Origin of the sequence: Halopiger xanaduensis SH-6 (genome assembly GCF_000217715.1) — an archaeon.
Taxonomy (GTDB): domain Archaea; phylum Halobacteriota; class Halobacteria; order Halobacteriales; family Natrialbaceae; genus Halopiger; species Halopiger xanaduensis.
Genome location: NC_015666.1, coordinates 2,513,838 through 2,531,184, shown reverse-complemented (window position 1 = coordinate 2,531,184; position 17,347 = coordinate 2,513,838). Strand labels below are relative to the sequence as shown.

The 17,347-nt window shown below is 67.1% G+C and carries 16 protein-coding genes; 7 read left to right on the top strand and 9 right to left on the bottom strand.

Annotated elements, in window-relative coordinates; translation table 11 throughout:
• Positions 1-111: 111 nt before the first annotated feature.
• Positions 112-1,095, bottom strand: coding sequence for an FKBP-type peptidyl-prolyl cis-trans isomerase (locus HALXA_RS12275; RefSeq protein ID WP_013880694.1), 984 nt, complete (start codon positions 1,093-1,095; stop codon positions 112-114).
• A gap of 105 nt (positions 1,096-1,200) precedes the next feature.
• On the opposite strand from HALXA_RS12275, the gene cyaB reads away from it, so the two are divergent.
• The 4 genes from cyaB (at position 1,201) to HALXA_RS12255 (ending at position 5,833) form a co-directional block, all read left to right on the top strand.
• Positions 1,201-1,839: a class IV adenylate cyclase gene (cyaB, locus tag HALXA_RS12270; protein WP_013880693.1), complete on the top strand. Its 639-nt coding sequence runs from the start codon at positions 1,201-1,203 to the stop codon at positions 1,837-1,839.
• Between the two features lie 93 nt (positions 1,840-1,932).
• Positions 1,933-3,138 carry a methionine adenosyltransferase gene (locus HALXA_RS12265; RefSeq protein ID WP_013880692.1) on the top strand — a complete coding sequence of 402 codons (1,206 nt, stop codon included), beginning with the start codon at positions 1,933-1,935 and terminating at the stop codon, positions 3,136-3,138.
• A gap of 151 nt (positions 3,139-3,289) precedes the next feature.
• Positions 3,290-4,546, top strand: a complete 1,257-nt coding sequence (locus HALXA_RS12260; protein ID WP_013880691.1) for an MFS transporter — start codon at positions 3,290-3,292, stop codon at positions 4,544-4,546.
• Positions 4,547-4,654: 108 nt separating this feature from the next.
• Positions 4,655-5,833 carry a tRNA sulfurtransferase gene (locus tag HALXA_RS12255; protein WP_013880690.1) on the top strand — a complete coding sequence of 393 codons (1,179 nt, stop codon included), beginning with the start codon at positions 4,655-4,657 and terminating at the stop codon, positions 5,831-5,833.
• 51 nt (positions 5,834-5,884) lie between these two features.
• Here HALXA_RS12255 and HALXA_RS12250 read toward each other — a convergent pair whose 3' ends face one another.
• Both HALXA_RS12250 and HALXA_RS12245 read right to left on the bottom strand, forming a co-directional pair.
• A complete protein-coding gene (locus HALXA_RS12250; RefSeq protein WP_013880689.1) occupies positions 5,885-7,957 on the bottom strand; it encodes a bacterio-opsin activator domain-containing protein in 2,073 nt (690 codons plus the stop codon).
• Positions 7,958-8,099: 142 nt separating this feature from the next.
• Positions 8,100-8,351 (bottom strand): MTH865 family protein, encoded by a 252-nt coding sequence (locus tag HALXA_RS12245; protein WP_013880688.1) that lies wholly within the window; start codon positions 8,349-8,351, stop codon positions 8,100-8,102.
• A gap of 222 nt (positions 8,352-8,573) precedes the next feature.
• Here HALXA_RS12245 and HALXA_RS12240 point away from each other — a divergent pair, with 222 nt between their 5' ends.
• Positions 8,574-8,963 carry a CopG family transcriptional regulator gene (locus tag HALXA_RS12240; protein WP_013880687.1) on the top strand — a complete coding sequence of 130 codons (390 nt, stop codon included), beginning with the start codon at positions 8,574-8,576 and terminating at the stop codon, positions 8,961-8,963.
• 90 nt (positions 8,964-9,053) lie between these two features.
• Here HALXA_RS12240 and HALXA_RS12235 read toward each other — a convergent pair whose 3' ends face one another.
• The gene (locus HALXA_RS12235) at positions 9,054-10,697 is read right to left on the bottom strand and encodes a cobyric acid synthase (protein ID WP_013880686.1); all 1,644 of its coding nucleotides are present in this window, start codon (positions 10,695-10,697) and stop codon (positions 9,054-9,056) included.
• Between the two features lie 146 nt (positions 10,698-10,843).
• On the opposite strand from HALXA_RS12235, the gene HALXA_RS12230 reads away from it, so the two are divergent.
• On the top strand, positions 10,844-11,338 hold the full coding sequence (locus tag HALXA_RS12230) for a DUF2243 domain-containing protein (protein ID WP_013880685.1): 495 nt from the start codon (positions 10,844-10,846) through the stop codon (positions 11,336-11,338).
• Positions 11,339-11,360: 22 nt separating this feature from the next.
• Here HALXA_RS12230 and HALXA_RS12225 read toward each other — a convergent pair whose 3' ends face one another.
• The 4 genes from HALXA_RS12225 to HALXA_RS12210 form a co-directional block, all read right to left on the bottom strand.
• Positions 11,361-12,464 carry an iron transporter gene (locus HALXA_RS12225; protein ID WP_013880684.1) on the bottom strand — a complete coding sequence of 368 codons (1,104 nt, stop codon included), beginning with the start codon at positions 12,462-12,464 and terminating at the stop codon, positions 11,361-11,363.
• A gap of 600 nt (positions 12,465-13,064) precedes the next feature.
• Complete coding sequence (locus tag HALXA_RS12220; RefSeq protein WP_013880683.1) at positions 13,065-14,555, bottom strand: hypothetical protein; 1,491 nt, start codon at positions 14,553-14,555, stop codon at positions 13,065-13,067.
• The gene (locus HALXA_RS12215; protein ID WP_013880682.1) at positions 14,552-15,319 is read right to left on the bottom strand and encodes an ABC transporter ATP-binding protein; all 768 of its coding nucleotides are present in this window, start codon (positions 15,317-15,319) and stop codon (positions 14,552-14,554) included. Before HALXA_RS12215 ends, HALXA_RS12220 begins: the two co-directional genes overlap by 4 nt.
• A gap of 144 nt (positions 15,320-15,463) precedes the next feature.
• Positions 15,464-16,240, bottom strand: coding sequence for a cob(I)yrinic acid a,c-diamide adenosyltransferase (locus HALXA_RS12210; protein WP_013880681.1), 777 nt, complete (start codon positions 16,238-16,240; stop codon positions 15,464-15,466).
• A gap of 137 nt (positions 16,241-16,377) precedes the next feature.
• Between HALXA_RS12210 and HALXA_RS12205 the strand changes: the two genes are divergently transcribed.
• A complete protein-coding gene (locus HALXA_RS12205) occupies positions 16,378-16,743 on the top strand; it encodes a winged helix-turn-helix domain-containing protein (protein WP_013880680.1) in 366 nt (121 codons plus the stop codon).
• 21 nt (positions 16,744-16,764) lie between these two features.
• On the opposite strand, the gene HALXA_RS12200 is transcribed toward HALXA_RS12205, so the two are convergent.
• Positions 16,765-17,304 carry a CBS domain-containing protein gene (locus HALXA_RS12200; protein ID WP_013880679.1) on the bottom strand — a complete coding sequence of 180 codons (540 nt, stop codon included), beginning with the start codon at positions 17,302-17,304 and terminating at the stop codon, positions 16,765-16,767.
• Positions 17,305-17,347 lie beyond the last annotated feature (43 nt).

The window sequence follows — 17,347 nt, the reverse complement described above, 5'->3', positions numbered from 1 at the left end:
CCTCGGACTACGTGTCTGGGTACGAAAAAGGCGATCCGCGCACGTTCGTGGTCCGATTCCGATCGACGCGCGAGGCGGCAGCCGACCGACGACGTACCGTGCGCCGTGCGTCTACTCCTCGGCGCCTTCGAGTTCTTCGACGATCTCGTCGGCGTCGACGTCGGCGTCCTCGAGGGCCTCCTCGATGTCGCCGCCGCCCATGCCGCCCATGCCGCCGCCCATCATGCCGGGCATGCCCATGCCGCCCATGCCGTCGATGACCTCCTGGACGATGACGCGGTCGACATCGACCTTACCCATGATGTCCTGGGCGATCTGCTGCTTGCCCATCATCCACTGCTGGTTCATCGTCATCTGGGGCGTGGCCTCGAGGTAGAGGGTCTCCTTCTCGACGACCTCGGTCTCGAACTCGGGTTCGGCGGGTTCGTCGTCGTCATCCTCGTCTTCGTCCTCGTCGGGCTCGACGGGGACCTCTTCCTCGACTTCGTCCGTCTCGATCCAGAGCTCGGGCTCCATGCCGAGGTACATCTCGAACAGGCCGGCAGCCTTCTCTTCGCGGTCCTCGACCTCGTCGACGACCTCGTACTCGTACTCGACGTCCTCGCCCGCGAGCGGGTGGTTGAAGTCGACGCGGGCGCGGCCGCCGATGATCGTGCTGATGTAGCCCTGCTGGCCGTCGATCTGCACGTTCGCACCGGGGTAGCGGTCGTCTTCGTCGATCTTCTCGGCGCTGACGGTCTGGACGTCGTCGGGGTCGTACTCGCCGAAGGCGTCCTCGGCGGGCACGGTCACGGTCCCTTCGGCGCCGGGCTCGGAGCCGACGATGTCCTCTTCGACGGCCTCGAAGATGTGGCCCTCGCCGAGGACGATCGTGCGCGGCTTGAATTCCTGTCCCTGGTCGTCGACGCCTTCTTCCTCGGCGACTTCGGGATCGGTCGTGTCGACGAGCTGGTCGCCGTCGACGGTGTAGGCGGTGTACTCGATCTCGACGAAGTCGCCGTTCTGAAGCCCTTCGGCTTCGGATTCGGCGTCTTCTGCGTCTGCTTCGACGTCATCGGCCTGCTCGTCTAGCTCGGCCTCCTCTTCCTCGGTCATACGTTGTACGTCCCGCCGTCTGCATTTAAGGGCGACGTTTTCCCGCGAGACCGAGCGCGACCGATACTTACTCCACCTATCGCCCACTCGAGGCACACGAACGCAATGTACGAGGTCGAAGTCAAGGTGCCCGCCGACCCCGATCTCGCGGCCGTCCGGGAGCGCCTCGAGCGCGGGGGCGGTTCCGACGGCGCGGACGAGGCGCGCCGTCTCGAGGCCGACCGAGCGGAGACCGTCGTCCAGGAGGACACCTACTACGACGCGCCCCACCGGTCGTTTCCCGAGACGGACGAGGCGCTGCGGATTCGCCGGGAGTCGACGCCCGGTTCCGAGTCCGACGCTGCCGAGGACGCCGAGAGCCGCATCACCTACAAGGGGCCGCTGCTCGACGACGAATCCAAGAGCCGCGAGGAGATCGAGACCGCCGTTGCGGACGGCGAGAAGATGGACGCCGTGCTGACCAACCTCGGGTTCGCTCCCGCCGCGACGGTCCGCAAGGAACGCGAGCACTACACCGTCGCGCTCGCGGTCGACGACGACGGGGACGAGCGCACGTACACCTACACGATCACGCTCGACGCCGTCGACGACGTCGGCGAGTACGTCGAGGTCGAGACCGACGTCGAACGCGAAGCCGACCTCGAGACGGCCCGCAGGGGTGCCTACGCCGTCCTCGAGTCCTTGGACCTCGATCCGGACGACCAGATTCGGACCTCCTACCTCGGCCTGTTGTTGGAATCGTGACGGCAACGCTTGCCGTGCGTATTACTAACGAGTATTTTCCGAGCGGAATCTGTTTCCGCAAGTTATAGAACTGCGCTCTCCGAAAGACCGCTAATGAGCGAGCGGAACATCCGGGTCGAGCCGATCGACCGGCACGCAGTCGAGGATCAAGAGGTCGAAATCGTCGAACGAAAGGGGATCGGTCACCCCGACACCATCTGCGACGGGGTCGCCGAGGCGGTCTCCGAGGCGCTCGCCCAGGAGTACATCGACCGCGTCGGCGAGGTGCTGCACTTCAACACCGACGAGACGCAACTCGTCGCGGGCGAAGCCGCACCCGCCTTCGGCGGCGGCGAGGTCGTCGACCCCATCTATCTCCTGATCGTCGGTCGCGCGACCAAACACTACGACGGCCAGACGATCCCCGCCGAGACGATCGCGCTGCGAGCCGCCCGCGAGTACCTCGAGTCCGAGATTCCCCAGCTAAACGTCGGCGAGGACATCGTCGTCGACGTCAAGCTCGGCGAGGGCAGCGGCGACCTGCAGGAGGTCTTCGGCGAGGACGAGGTCAGCGTCCCGATGGCCAACGACACCAGCTTCGGCGTCGGCCACGCGCCCCTAACCGAGACCGAGCAGATCGTCCTCGAGGCCGAGTCGCGGCTGAACGGCGAGTTCGCGGACGAGAACCCCTACCTCGGCCCGGACGTGAAGCTCATGGGCAAGCGCGAGGGCGACACGATCGACGTCACCGTCGCCGCGGCGATGATCGACGAGCACATCGCCGACCTCGACGAGTACATCGACGCCGTCGACGCGGTCGAGGCGTTCGTCGAGGACGTCGCGACCGAGCACACCGACCGCGAGGTCAACGTCCACGTCAACACGGCCGACGACTACGAGGAGGGCTCGATCTACCTCACCGTCACCGGCACCTCTGCCGAGCAGGGCGACGACGGCTCCGTCGGCCGCGGCAACCGCGCGAACGGGCTCATCACGCCCAACCGCTCGATGTCGATGGAGGCCACCAGCGGGAAGAACCCGGTCAACCACATCGGGAAGATCTACAACCTGCTCTCGACCGAGATCGCCGAGGAGGTCGTCGCCGAGGTCGACGGCATCCGCGACCTGCGCGTGCGACTCCTCTCCCAGATCGGCCGCCCGATCGACCAGCCCCACGTCGCCGACGTCCACGTCGTCACCGACGACGGCGTGACCCTCGAGGACGTCGAGTCGGACATCGAGAACATCGTCGACCGCGAACTCGCGAACGTCACCGACATCACTCGGCAGGTCATCGACGGCGAGCTCACCACGTACTGAGCGGCCCCGTCGGTCCGGCACTCGTCGAGCGCTCGAGTTCTTCGGTCTCCTCGTAGGTTATCCGGCCTCGAGACCGCCGGTATCACAACATCCAAACCGTCCCGCGGCGTGCGTTCGTGTATCGAAACGAAATAGCGGTGAGTAGCAAGGCGTGTCACTTCCGTCGGCCAGTTCGAACCGTGTCGTCCTCGCCGTCGTCGCCAGTACCTTCTTCGTCGGCTTCGGCGGCGGCGTCGTCTTCCCGATCCTCCCCAACCTGGGCGAGGTGCTGGGTATTTCGGCGTTCATGGTCGGGATCATCCTGAGCGCGAACCGATTCACCCGGCTGGTAGCCAACGCGCCGGCCGGCTCGCTCGTCGATCGGATCGGCACACGGAAACCGTTCATCGCCGGCTTGGCGATCGAGGGGCTCGCGACGTTCGGCTACGTCGTCGCGCTCGCCGCGGGAAGGTCGGTGCTGTGGTTTCTGCCGAACGTTCCCGAGTTCTGGTTCATGGTCGCCCGCATTCTCTGGGGCGTCGGCAGCGCGCTCGTCTTCGCGACCGCGTACACGATCACGGCCGACGTCAGCGAGGCCGACTCGAGGGGGACGAGCATGGGGATCGTCCGCGCCGGGATCACGTTCGGCTTCCCCGCGGGGCTCGTGCTGGGCGGGCTCGTCAGCGATATCTGGGGGAACGTCGAGGCGTTCGTCCTCGCGGCCGCCTTCGCCGGCCTCGCGAGCGTCATCGCGTACCTGATCGTCCCCGAGACGCACGTCGACAGCGAGCAGAAGTCGGTCAAGCCCTGGGACATCGAGACGACCGTGCCGGCGCTGACCGTCGGCCTCGTCAACTTCGGGCTCTACTTCGCCTACATCGGGGTACTGTTCTCGACGCTCGTCCTGTTGCTCGACGAGCGCGCGATCGTGATATTCGGCCTCGACGCGCAGGGTTCCTCGGGCATGCTGATGGCCGTGACCGTGCTTTCGGGCTCCGTGTTCACGCTCGGCGGCGGCGCGCTCTCCGACGCCGTCGGGGCCCGCGTCCCCGTCATGCTCGGCTTCCTGCTGACCTCCTTCGTCGGCTTCGTCGCGCTGGCGACGGGCCGGAGCTTCGAGGTGCTGGTGCTCGCCTGCCTCCTGATCGGCGCGGGCCAGGGCGGCGTCGGCGGTCCGCTGACGGCGCTGCTGGCCGACCTCACGCCGGAGGAACGGGTCGGCCGCGCGATGGGGACGAACAACGTCTTCGGCGACGTCGGCGGCGGTCTCGGACCGCTGGTCTCCCTGCCGCTCGTCGATCTCGTCAGCTTCGAGTTCGTCTACGGGCTCAGCGCGATTCTGCCGGTACTGGCCGGCGTCGTCCTCCTCGCAGGAATCTACGCCCACACCGGTCGCGTGAACCCCTCGATCGGCGAATCGACCGGCTAACTCGAGGGGAAGAAAGCGCGAACGGCGACGCGCTGTCCGACGACTGACTCGAGCGAGCGAGTCCGGTCCTCGTAACCCCCTTATAGCCGCAATCGTCTATCCCCGTGCATGCATCCGCCGGGAGCCGACACCGTCCTCGTCCGCCACGGTGACCTGAACACCAAGAGCGACACGGTCAAACAGTACATGGAGGGCATCCTCATCGAGAACCTCGAGGCGCTGCTCGAGGACCGCTCGATCCCCGGCGAGGTCGAACGCCGGTGGAACCGGCCCCTGATCCACACCGAGCCGGACGCGGTCGAGGCCGCGACCGCGGCCGCGGCCGACGCCTTCGGCGTCGTCTCCGCGAGCGCGTGTCTGACCACCAGTACCGAAAAGGGCGAGATCCTCGAGGCGCTCGCGGAAATCGCCCGCGAGTGCTACGGAGGCGGTACCTTCGCCGTCGACGCCCGGCGGGCGAACAAGGAGCTCCCCTACGGCAGCGAGGAGCTGGCTCGCGACGGCGGGACGGCGATCTGGGAGGCCGTCGAGGACGAGTTCGAGCCCGAAGTCGACCTCGACGATCCCGACCTCACGTTCGGCGTCGAAGTGCGGGACGAGGCCGCGTTCATCTACCTCGAGAAGGTCGACGGCCCCGGCGGCCTCCCGCTCGGCGCCCAGGAGACGGTGATCGCGATGATCAGCGGCGGGATCGACTCGCCGGTCGCGGCCTACGAGATGATGAAACGCGGCGCCCCGGTCGTGCCGGTCTACGTCGATCTGGGCGCCTACGGCGGCATCGACCACGAAGCCCGGGCGATGGAAACGGTGCGGACGCTCTCGCGGTACGCGCCCAACTTCGACATGCAGGTCTACAAGATTCCCGGCGGCGAGACCGTGGACCTGCTGGTCAACGAAATGGAGCAGGGGCGGATGCTGTCGCTGCGGCGCTTCTTCTACCGCGCCGCGGAGACGCTCGCGGAGCGGGTCGACGCCCACGGCATCGTTACGGGCGAGGCCGTCGGCCAGAAGTCCAGCCAGACCCTGCAAAATCTCGCGGTCACCAGCCGCGCCACCGACCTGCCGATCCACCGGCCGCTGCTCACCCGCGACAAACAGGACATCGTCGCCCGGGCCCGCGAGATCGACACGTTCACCGACTCGACGATCGACGCCGGCTGCAACCGCGTCGCGCCCGACCGCGCCGAGACGAATGCGCGCCTCGAGCCGCTGCTCGAGGCCGAACCCGACGACCTGTTCGAACGCGCTGCGGAGGCAGCAGAGAACGCGGAACTGGTCGAACCCTGATCTCTCAACCGGTCTGATTCGACGGGACTCGACCCCCGATCTCGGCCGCGGTTACAGTTCCTCGGGCGTCCAGTCGCCTTCCTCGAAGAACTCGTTGAGGATCGTTTTCATCCCCTTCCGGAGGTGCTGGTGCATCGTCGGCGGCGTGACGTCCATCGCCTCCGCGATCTCTTCGCCCGTGCTCTCGCGGGGCCAGTCGAAGAAGCCGGCGTAGTAGGCGACCCGAAGCGTCGTCAGCTGGCGCTCCGTCAGTTCGTCGAGGATTCGGTTGCGCCGCTCGGCGGCCGTCCGAACCGGGCGATCGACCTCGCGGCGGGCGACCAGTTCGGTGTTCTCGTAGATCACCGACAGCGCGTCGGCGATCTCGCGAACGTTCGCATCCTGGGACACTTCGACCAGACAGGTGCCGACGCCGTCGTTCACCGCGACGTCTCGGATCGTCGCGCCGTGGTTCGCCAGCGTCCGCACGCCGGACTCGGCCAGGCGCATCTCGATCGTACACTGGCTCGTCCCGTCGTGGATGAGCCGACACTCCTCGATCGAGTCGTGGGCTTGCGCCTCCTCGAGGACGGTCTCGCCGTCGAGCCCGTCGACGGTGACGAACTGGAAGGTCTTCCCCCGCGACGACGTGCCGACCCACTCGAGCGAGCAGGTGCAGTCGTACGCTTCCGAGAGGTCGAACGAGAACGTCTCGCCGCCGTCGATTCGGAACTCGAGTTCGACGACGGTGTCGGCAAGCAGGAGCTGGCGGTTCTTGACCGCCATGATCGTGAAGCCGATCGTCTCGCCGAGCAGCTCGAAGGCGGCGGCCTCGCTGTCGGTGAAGGCGTCGGTGCGGCTCGCGAGCACCGAGAGCACGCCGTAGGTGGCGTCCTCGTACGTGATCGGCACCGCGATGGTGGCTCTGACGTCGTCCTCGCGGGCCGCCTCTTGCAGGTCGTCGGGGAGCGGCTCGGTCTCGAGGATGTGATCGGTGATCTGCGTCTCGCCCGTTTCGGCGGCCCGGGTGACCGAACAGTGCTCGGCGGCGTCGACGTCCCTGCTGTGTGCCATGTACGCCGTCGCGTCGCCCGCGCCGATCCGGTAGGCGAGGGTGTCGTCGGCCGCCCGTTCGACGATCAGGGCGCCGCAGTAGAGCTCCGAGTCGACGAGCTGCTCGCAGACCTGCTGCTCGATCGCGTCCCGGGTCGGCGCCTGGACGAGCGTCTCGATCGCGTCGCGGATGACCGCGTTAATTCGATTGAGCCGCTCGAGGCGGGCCTGTCGCGAGCGGAGTTCGCGCTCGCGTTTCGCGCGTTCGGTGATATCGCGGGCCAGCCAGACGACGGCCCGCTGGCCGTCGATCCGCTCGTCGATCGGGACGACCCGCGCCTCGAATCGCCGCCAGCCCTCGGTCGTTTCGGCCTCGTATTCGACGGACTGGATCGTTTCGGTCTCGAACGCGCGATCCATACATCCTCGCAGTTTCGCTACGGTGTCGTCGGGGAACGCGTCCTCGAGTCGGCGACCGATCAGGTCGTCCGACGAGACGGTGTACAACTCCGCGGCGTCGGGTCGGATCTGCGCGTCGAGGTACGTGCCGTCCTCGCCGATCACGAACGCCTCGTCGGGGAGTTCGTTGGCGAGGATCTGATGGTAGTCTCGCTCCCCGTCGGTCCCGTCACGGTCGGTCCCGTCTGCGGCCGCCTCGAGGATTCGATCAACTGCATCGTCGCGGTCGACCGGCGCGTACTCGTCGGCGTCCGCGCGGACCGCGGCCGCTGCGAGCGGTTCGCTGCCGGCCGGCGGGGCCGCGATCGCCGGCGCGTCCGCGGCGTCGCGAACGCGCTCGAGGAGGGTCCGCAGTTCCGATCGATCGTCGGTCTCGAGGACGACAGCAGCCGGACGGGGAAGGCCGCCGTCGGCGTCGGGATCACCAGCAGCGGACGCGCTCGAGTCGCCGTTGCCGGGTACCTCGCGACTCTCGGCCCCGTCGACCGTCTCGAGCGCGTCCGCCAGACGCGCCGCTGCGATCGCTCGTACCGGCCGGTCTGCCGCCGCCTCGAGCGACCCGGCGAGGCGACTCTCGCGAGTGTCTGCGCCGCAAACGAGGACGATCGGTTGGCCGTACGAATCGCGTGTCATGTCCCACCAGTATAATCGCCGTCCGACGGCTCCCCGTCGAACGGGCCCTTTCTACCCACAACCGGACCGCGGAATAAAAATGTAGTGGTCGTCACAAACGCCGAGGGCCGACCGAACGCATCCGAGAACGCGGCGGTGCCGGTTACAGTTCGCCCTTCTCTTTGAGTTCCTGGAGGAGGTCGTCGACGAGCGACTCGGGGTCGTCGTAGGGGAAGTCCCCGCCCGAGACCTTCGTGTTCAGTTCCATCGCGGTCATCGAGAAGTCCCCGGACTCGAACTTCGTTCCGGGCCCGTTCGGCAGCGCCGGGACGAGATCCATCGGACTCGAGACGGGGTAGTCCGCACCTTCGAACGCGTCGATCATCTGCTGTCGGAGTTCGGCTTCGTCTGCCATCGTGACTCGGATTTGCATACCGTAAATAATAAATTTGTGGGTAGTTGCGACCGTCCGGCGAACGCGGGACGGGTGTGACTCCCCCGTTGCGACCGTCGTCGCGTCTCGAGGAACTGATCGGTATCCGAACCGGCCGTCTACCGCGACGCCGACCCGGTTGAATAGACAGGTTAGTTATACTTTCCCGAAACAGTAATTAATCAGCGGCGGGACGTTCATCGTATGGCTAAAGATACCGTCAGGTACCCCGACGAGGTCGTCGAGGAGATCGACGCGCTCGTCGAAGACGGTATGTTCGAGAGCAAGTCCGAGTTCTACCGGTTCTCCGCGGAGTACGTGCTCACGCTGATCAACGACGAGCACGAGGTCGAGACGTTCAACTTCGACGAGATCAAGTCGGAACTCGATATCACCGAACAGGACCACGCGAAGGCGCTGGGTGCCGACGGTGGAACCCTCTTTCTCGACGCCGTCATCACCGTCCGGAAACAGGGCCTGCGCGGCAACTACGAGGCCGCCGAACGGTTCATCGACACCCACTACGACTCGACCGACCAGGAGTGTATCATCCTCGAGGAACTGCTGGGCACGTACCGGGAGAAGTCGCCTTGAGCGACGCGCTGCCAACCGAGTTCTCGGATTACCGTTTGTTCTAACGACTGGATTGTCGTCCGCGTCCTTGCCGGAGCTCTCGATCGCTTCTCAGCAGAACGGTTCGCCGAGCGCCTCGAGATCGATGTGCTCCCGGACGAGCGCCGCCGCGCGGTCGTAGGGCGTCTCGGCGGCCGATCCGCCGGCAACTCGATCGGCACCAGCACCGGCACCGCTCGGTCGATCGACGCCCGCCGACTCGGCGACGGCCTCGAGAAACGCCGTCCGAACCGCCGCGTTGTCGAACAGGCCGTGAAGGTACGTCCCAAGTACCGTCCCGTGCGCGGCGCTCGCGTCCTCGAGCGGCTGGGTGACGTCCTCGAGCGCGCGCGTTCGGCCGGCGTGGATCTCGTAGCCCGAGGCGGTCGCGTCGCCGTCGATAGCTGCGAGCAGCGGCGTTGCAGCCCCATCGACCGGCACCGTCCGCCGCTCGAGTCGTTTGTCCGCCTCGAAACGAGTTTCGACCGGCAGGAGTCCCAGCCCCTCGACCACGTCGTCGACGCCGTCAGTGCCCTCGAGGCCGGCGTTCGTGATACGCTCGCCCAGCATCTGGTAGCCGCCGCAGAGGCCGACGACGGGGCCGTCGAAGGCACGGATCGCGTCACCGACGGGGGACGCGCGCAGCGCGAGCAGGTCGTCGACGGTGTTTTTCGTTCCCGGAAGGACGACGGCGTCGGCGTCGACGCGCTCGAGCGGCTTGGCCTGCGTCTGCACGGCGTCGTCTCCCGTTCCATCGTCTGCAGCAACCGGAACGAACACCACCGACACGCCGGGCTCCGCGGCGAGCGCCTCGAGGTCGGTCGCGTTCGAGATGCGCGGAAAGCGCGGAACGGCGATCCGAACGCGGCGCTCGTCGGGAACGCCGTCGTCGTCGCCGAGCGTGCCCTGCTCTTCCCGCCCGGGCAGCGCGACGCTGTCCTCCTCGGGCAGCCCCGGATCGTCGTAGGGCAACACGCCCAGAATCGGCACGCCCGTTCGGGATTCGATCGCCTCGATGCCGGGCTCGAGCAGCGACCGGTCGCCGCGGAACTTGGTGACGACGGCGCCGACGACCCGCTCGCGCAGGTCGTCGGGCAGCAGTTCGATGGTCCCGTAGAGGCTGGCGAAGGCGCCGCCGCGCTCGATGTCGACCAGCAGGAGGATCTCGGCGTCGGCGAAGCGGGCCGTCTCGACGTTCGCGAGGTCGCGGTCGTGGAGGTTGATCTCGGCGATGCTGCCCGCGCCCTCCGCGACGATCACGTCGTTGTCGGCCGCCAAGCGCCGGTAGGAGCCGACGGCGCACTCGCGCGCGCGATCCCAGTACTCGTCGTAGTAGGTGCCGACGGGGACGTGGTCGTGGGCCTCGCCCTGCAACACGAGTTGGCTCTCCGCGTCGCCGCGGGGCTTCAGCAGGACGGGGTTGTGGTCCGTCGTCGGCGTGGTTCGGGCCGCCCGCGCCTGCACGAACTGCGAGACGCCGATTTCGCCCCATCGGTCGCCGTCGGTCGTCCCGTCTCGAGCAGCGTGCCCATCCGTCGTTTCCCCATCGTTACCCCTCTCGGGACGAACGACGACGCGAGCGTTGTTACTCATGTTCTGGGCCTTGAACGGAGCGACGGCGACGCCCCGATCGGCGAGTAATCGACAGAGGCCGGCGGCGACGGTCGACTTGCCGACGTGGCTCGCGGTGCCGGCGACGAGCAGCGTTCGAGTCATCCGCGTACGCGTATTCGCGCGGCCTCGAGTATCGTCCTATCGGTTGCGTCGGGCGGCGGTGCGCTGACTCCCTCGAGCCGCGCCATGGGGCCGACGTGGCAGTCGTCGGGGCTCGATTTTTGCCCGTCGTCGGTGCCAGTATCCGTATGGCCTCCCAGCGGAGCCGTCGACGGCGGCTCCTCCTCGCCGGCGGGACGATCGGGTTCGGGTTCGGCGCCGTCCTCGACGTCGTTATCTTCCACCAGATCCTGCAGACCCACCACCTCCTCTCGGGGTTCTACGATCCCTACACCTACGACGGCGTCCGGACGAACGTCATGTTCGACGGGCTGTTCACGGCGGGGATGCTCGCGATTACGGCGATCGGCTTCGCGATGCTCTGGCGCGTCGTCAACGGAACCGACGCGCGCCTCTCGACGCGAGCGCTCGTCGGCTCGACCGTCCTCGGCGCGGGCGCGTTCAACGTCTTCGACGGGATCGTCGACCACTACGTGCTCGACCTCCACAACGTCGTCCACGGCACCGAGGCGTGGAATCCCCACTGGGTCGTCGTCAGCGTGCTCATGCTCGGACTCGGCGCGATCATCCTGCGGTCCGCCGACGGCGCCGAGCAGCGGACGAAGACGCAATCGGCCGACTGAGGCAGACGAACTGCCGAACGAACTACTGCGACGCCAAGATATCGCCCTCGAGCGCCAGTCGAACGCCCTCGGGCTCGAGAAACGCGGTCTCGTACCCCTCGTGACGGGCGACCTGCGGCGGCTCGAGAGTGAACGAGATGTCCTCGACGCGGTCAGCCTCGAGCCCCTCGAGAGCGAGACCGTAGTGGTGGCCGAGTTCGGGAGCGATCGTCTCGCGGGCTGATTCGTCGACCACTGTTTGCCCGCCGTTTCGACCAGTCACTGTGAGCGACGCGAACGGCAGAGAATACCCGTTGTACGCCGTCTGTGGGACGACTGCGAGGTAGGGACCACCGGTAACGCCACGGACGCCGTCGACGACGACCGCCGGAAATCGGAGGTCGTCGCCGGTGCCGACACCGACGCGATCACCGGGGAGTGACCCGATCGGCGGTGCGACCGCCGCCGGTCGGTCCCGGTCCCGATCGCCGTCGGTCGCTCCCATCGGCTCGAGTGCATTGCCCTCATCGCGCTCGTCGGCGCCGACCAGCGTCCGATTCAGCGACTCGATTTCCTCGCTCGAGAACTCGAGCGCGACCGTCGTCGTTACCGGCTGCTCGAGCGGATCGGCGAGCGCACCGGCTGTCCGACAGTCGGCGCCGCCGACGCGGACCGTCACCTCGTAGGTGCCGCCACCTGCGAGAGCGACGTTGTCGCCGTAGTGAAAGCCCATCCGCTGGGAGAGCATCGGCCAGAGGGTGCGCCGGTCGACGCGCTCGCCGTCCCGGCGGGCGTCGACGGTCACCGCTGTCGGCACGATCGCGTTCGTCGCGACGTCTCGAACGCGGACCATCAGGTGTAGCGAGTGGTCGTCGTGCAGGTCCGCCCGCGACCGCTCGTCACCCGTAACTGTCCAGAACGAGTGGGGCCGCGTCGCCAGCACCGCGATTTCGCGGCCGTCGACCGTCTCCGTCCCGTAGGCGACCATCTCGTCCATCTTCGGCGGGACGTAGACGCCCTCGGGCGGGTCGACGACCAGCCGTCGCCAGGCGTCCTCCCGCTCGAGGGACTCGAGACAGCCCGCCAGCGCTCCGAGCGCTGCGCCGCCGGCCAGTGCGCCGAGTCGAAGGGCGTTCCGTCGGCGCATGAATCGCCGTTTCTACGCCGGGATCGTCCATAGCGGTGCTGGCTGCGACTGCCACGGTCGAGCCCGATTAACAGTCGATAATATTGTTTCTTTATTTAGAGTAGAACGTGCACATTGCGTTCAGTACAGGACAACTATTGCGCGGGTTCCATATTCAGATAGTCATGTACTCCCCGAATAACTGCCCCAATTCCGACAAGAGTAAGAATCACTACGGTGAGGAGGCTCTGTTCTCGTACAAGTAGTAACCCAGAAACGGCTAACGAAAGGATACCAACCCCTGTAATTACACTTGGGTACGCTCTTGGCTTGATAACAATACTGAGGAAGCCAACACCAACAATAAACGGGAAGATGGTCGCTATGGGGGATCCAAGGTATCCTCCAATAGCAGATAGTCCCAAAAGGATAGCTCCCAAAATAACCCACGGATATTGCCACCGTTCCAATTTGATCACACCTCCATATTTTGATAATTAGACAATATATTTTCCCCCTTTTCGTGTCAGTTCGAATACGTAGTTGCCGAACCACCTGTTTCAGTTCTAATTCAAGACTGAATAAAGAAATCGCGCTACTAAGAACCGAATGTAGCGACCGTTACGCCGCGCCGTCCCGATACCGCTCGTCCCAGCGCGGGCCCGCGCGACTCGAGAGGACGTGTCCGACGGCCCCGACGGCGAGTCCTGCCGCTCCGAGCGCGGCGGCAATCATCGGCGACGGCGGCGCGTCGACGAAGCCGGCGACCAGCGTCGGCACGAGCGGGACGGCCACGCCGGCGGTGAACGCCGAAAACCGAACGGCGTCGAAGAGGAACTCGTTAGGATCGAAGCCGGCCAGGTAGACCGTGAGTCCGTAGTAGTACAGCGCGTAGCCAGCCAGCACGAGCGCGCCGGCGACGGCGTCGACGAGCGTCGCGTCGAACCACAGGATCGCCGCGAGGTAGGGGACCGCGACGGTCGGCGCGCCCACGAGGACGAACGCGGTTCGCTTGGCCCGGAAGACGTCCTCGATCGGAATCGGATAGGCGAGGTACGTCTCGAGCGAGTCGAACTGGGTGAGCCAGTTGTAGGTCGTAAACGCCGAGAGTCCGAGGACGCCGCCGAAGAAGATTCCCGGCGCGGGCGCGATGCCGGTGATCGACTCGACGACGCCGACGAGCGCGGCGACCAGCGCAAACAGAATCCCGGCCGAGACGAACGGCTTCCAGACGCCGCCGGCCGAGCGCGCCAGTTCGAGCAGCGTCTTCGCGACGAGCGCGTCGGTCTCGAGCGGCAGCGCGTCGCTGATCGTCCCGAACCGATCGCCGGCCGTCCGCGACGGCTTCCCGTAGGTCGGGTCGTAGATCGCGAGCGCGGCGACGCCGCTGAGCACCGCCGCGGCGGCCAGTCCGGCAGCGCCGGTGAACGACCCGTTTAGCGGCACGAGCGCGGCGCGATCGGACGCGGCGGCTACCCACCCCGTTTGCCACGCAGCGATCGCGACGAGTCCGATTCCGAGTCCGATCGCCCACGTCGGAACTCCCCGCGTTCGGACGGCGATCAGCCCGACCGTCGCCACCGTCCCGACGGCGAAGACGAGCGACAGCGACAGCCAGAGCGCCAGCACTGCGACGGCGGCGCTCGAGAGCGTCGCTCCAGTCGTCAATTCCGACGCCGATGTGAGCACCTCGAGCGGCACCGCAGCGATCGCCATCGGCAACACGAAGACGAGCCCGTAGAACGCCGTATCCTTCAGCAGGAACAGGCCCAGCAGCCGGCGCCGCGAGAGCGGCAGCGTCGCCGCCGTCGACAGCACGAGCGACAGCCGGCCGAAGACGTTCTCGAGCATCGACGAGCCGGCGAGGGCGGCCGTTCCGCTGTAGAGGCCGAACCCGAACGCGAGGACGTGCAGCCCGGTCACGACGGTCCCGGCTGCGGTTCCAGTTTCGACGAGCGCGAACGCGCCCGCGGCGGTCAGCGCGGCGACGACCAGCGGGAAGCAGCCGAACCGCCAGCCGCCGAACAGCCGCGCGTGGAGGCGCCACTCCTCGCGGGCCAGCGCGAGGAAGACGGCCCGCGTGGACGCCCCCGAACGAGCGTCCGCCGTCATGGCTCGACCCGCTCGAGCGACGGCACGTCCCGCGTCTCGTCAGGATCGACGTGCTCGAGGAAGACGTCGAGCAGGGAGTCGTCCCCGGAACCGTCACCGAGGCCGTCCTCGAGCGTCCGCTCGGCGACGAGCCGGCCGTCGGCGACGATTCCGACCCGCGTACAGATCTCCGCGGCGACGTCGATGTTGTGCGTCGAGACGAAGACGGCGTTGTCGTCGGCGGCGTACGCCACGAGGAACCGCTTGACCTGCTCCTGGACGAGCGGGTCGAGGTTCGCCAGCGGCTCGTCGATCAACACCGCGTCGGGCTCGTGGAGGAACGCCTGCGCGATCATCACCTTCTGTTGCTGCCCGCGCGAGAGGTCGGTGTGGAGCGTGTCCAGCTTACTGCAGAACCCCAGCCGGTCGCTCCAGAGCTCCGTCCGCTCGCGGACGTATTCGGGCTCGAGATCCCGGACGTCGCCGACGAACTCGAGGTACTCCCGCGGCGTCAGGAAACTCGGCGGCGAGCCCCGTTCCGGCACGATACCGACGCGCCGGCGCGTCTCGATCGGCGCCGCGACCGGATCGCAGTCGAGCACCCGGACGTCCCCCGCGTCCGGACGGATCTGGCCGGTGAGCGCGCGGAGCGTGGTCGTCTTCCCCGCGCCGTTGGGCCCGAGAAAGCCGAAGACCTCGCCCCGGTCGACGTCGAAGGTCATCCCGTCGACTGCCTGAACGTCCCCGTACGATTTCGTCAACCCATCTACCCGTATGGATCCCATCCAGCGGCGATTATCAACGGTAGATAATAACTGTGCTGGGCAAGATCGACCGAGGGCGACGGTGTACCGAACGCGTTCGCTCGGTTTCGGTTCGCCGATGCCGCGCCACCGCGGAGCGACTCCGGTGGCGAGCCGCGACGCGGCTCAGAACTCGGTCCCGCGGCGCGCCCGCTGTCCCGCGTCGATCGGGTGTTTCTCCTTGCGGACGTTCGTGATCAGGTCCGCGCGCTCCTCGAGATAGCTCGGTTCGCTGTGACTGCCCGACAGCACGAGCTCGAGGTCGGCGGGCTTCTCCTCGATCAACTCGAGCACGTCGTCCTCGGTGATCAGGCCGCGGTCCGCAGCGTAGAGCACCTCGTCGAGGATCAGCATGTGGACGCCCTCGTCGGCGGGCCCGTCGAGCGGGAACGGCGTCTCGAGGTCGGCCTCGCCGGCGGCCGCGAGGAGTTCGCGTGCGCGCTCGAGGCCGGCTTGGGCCTGTGCCTCGTGGTCCTCCTCGTCGCTCCCGTCGGCCATGCCGTGCCAGCCGTAGTGGCCGAGGTTCTCGTAGCTGATGCCGGGCAGCGCCGCGATCGCGTTGTACTCGCCGCGGACGGCGTCGACGCTCGAGGCGCCGCCCTTCATGAACTGGAGCATGTGGACGCGGTAGCCGTGGCCCGCGGCGCGCACGCCCATGCCGAGCGTCGCCGTCGTCTTGCCCTTGCCGTCGCCCCACCAGACCTGCACGAGGCCGAACGCCTCGGGCGCGGCCGGTTCGATGCGCTCCGGTTCCGGCGTGCGTCCCCGGCCGGGCGTGTTCGCGACCGGGTCTGCGCCCGCGTTCACAGTTCCGTTCGAATCCGCGTTCGCGTCCGCTTCCCCATCTGCCTCGGCGGACGTACGCTCGTCGCTCATGAGCGACTCGTCGGCGCGCCGGCACATGTAGCCACCGACTGGCGTCGCCGTCCGTCGATCGCGGCGGCCGCAGCGGTCGCGGCACAGCGGGTTGTCATCGAACCGGCGATGCCGCTGCCGACCAAACGTGTCTTTAGGCCTCGCTCCTAACCCGTTCGCACCCAATGTCACTCGAGTTTTCGTCGTCCGACGATCCCGCCGGCCTCGAGTCGATCGTGGCCGCGCTCGACGACGACGCGTGCCGTCGGATCATCGCGGTGCTCGAGGAGCCGCTGACGGCCGACGAAATCGCCGACGAGGCGGATGTTCCCCTCTCCTCGACGTACAAGAAACTCGACCGGCTGGCCGACGCGGACCTGGTGACTGAAGCGAACGGGATCCGCCAGGATCCGAACGCCAAATCGCGGTACGTCGCGAACTTCGACCGGATCGCGATCAACCTCGGCGACGACCGGACGCTCCGCGTCGATATCGGCCGCGAGAAGCGAACGTCGCTCGACCTCTTTTCGGATATCGAGCAGGAGTTCTAACCCGTCGGCTCCGGCGACGGATTACGAGAACCGCGAGGCGATGTCGGCCTCGGTGATGATCCCCACCGTCTCGCCCGCCTCGGTGATCATCACCGCCTTGTAGTGCTCGAGCAGGTTACTGATCTCGTCTAGGGTCGCGTCCTTCGAGACGGTCGGGAAGCTCTCGCTCATGTGTTCCTCGACGGGTTCGTCGCGCGCTTGGGAGTCGAGGTGGACGAGATCGCTCTCGCTGATCGAGCCGACGGGGATGCCCTCCTGGATGACCGCGAGCTGGGAGTAGGCTTCCTCCTCCATCTTGCGCGCGGCCTCCTTGACGGCGTCGTTCGGCGAGACGCTGACGACGCTCTCGTTCATCAGATCCGCCGCGCGGACGACGTCGCTTTCGGCCTGCTCCAAGGCGTTGACGATCCGGCGGAGCGTCGAGAGCCGCGGGTCGACGTCGCCGCCCTCGATGCGCGCGATCAGCGGCTGGGAGACGTCGGCCTTCTCGGCGAGTTCGCTCTGGGTCAGCCCGAGTTCGGTGCGACGCTGGCGCAGGTCGGCGGGCGTCGGGAGTTCCATACGCATAGATAACTACCGGTTATCAAAAGTACTTTGGGTCGAC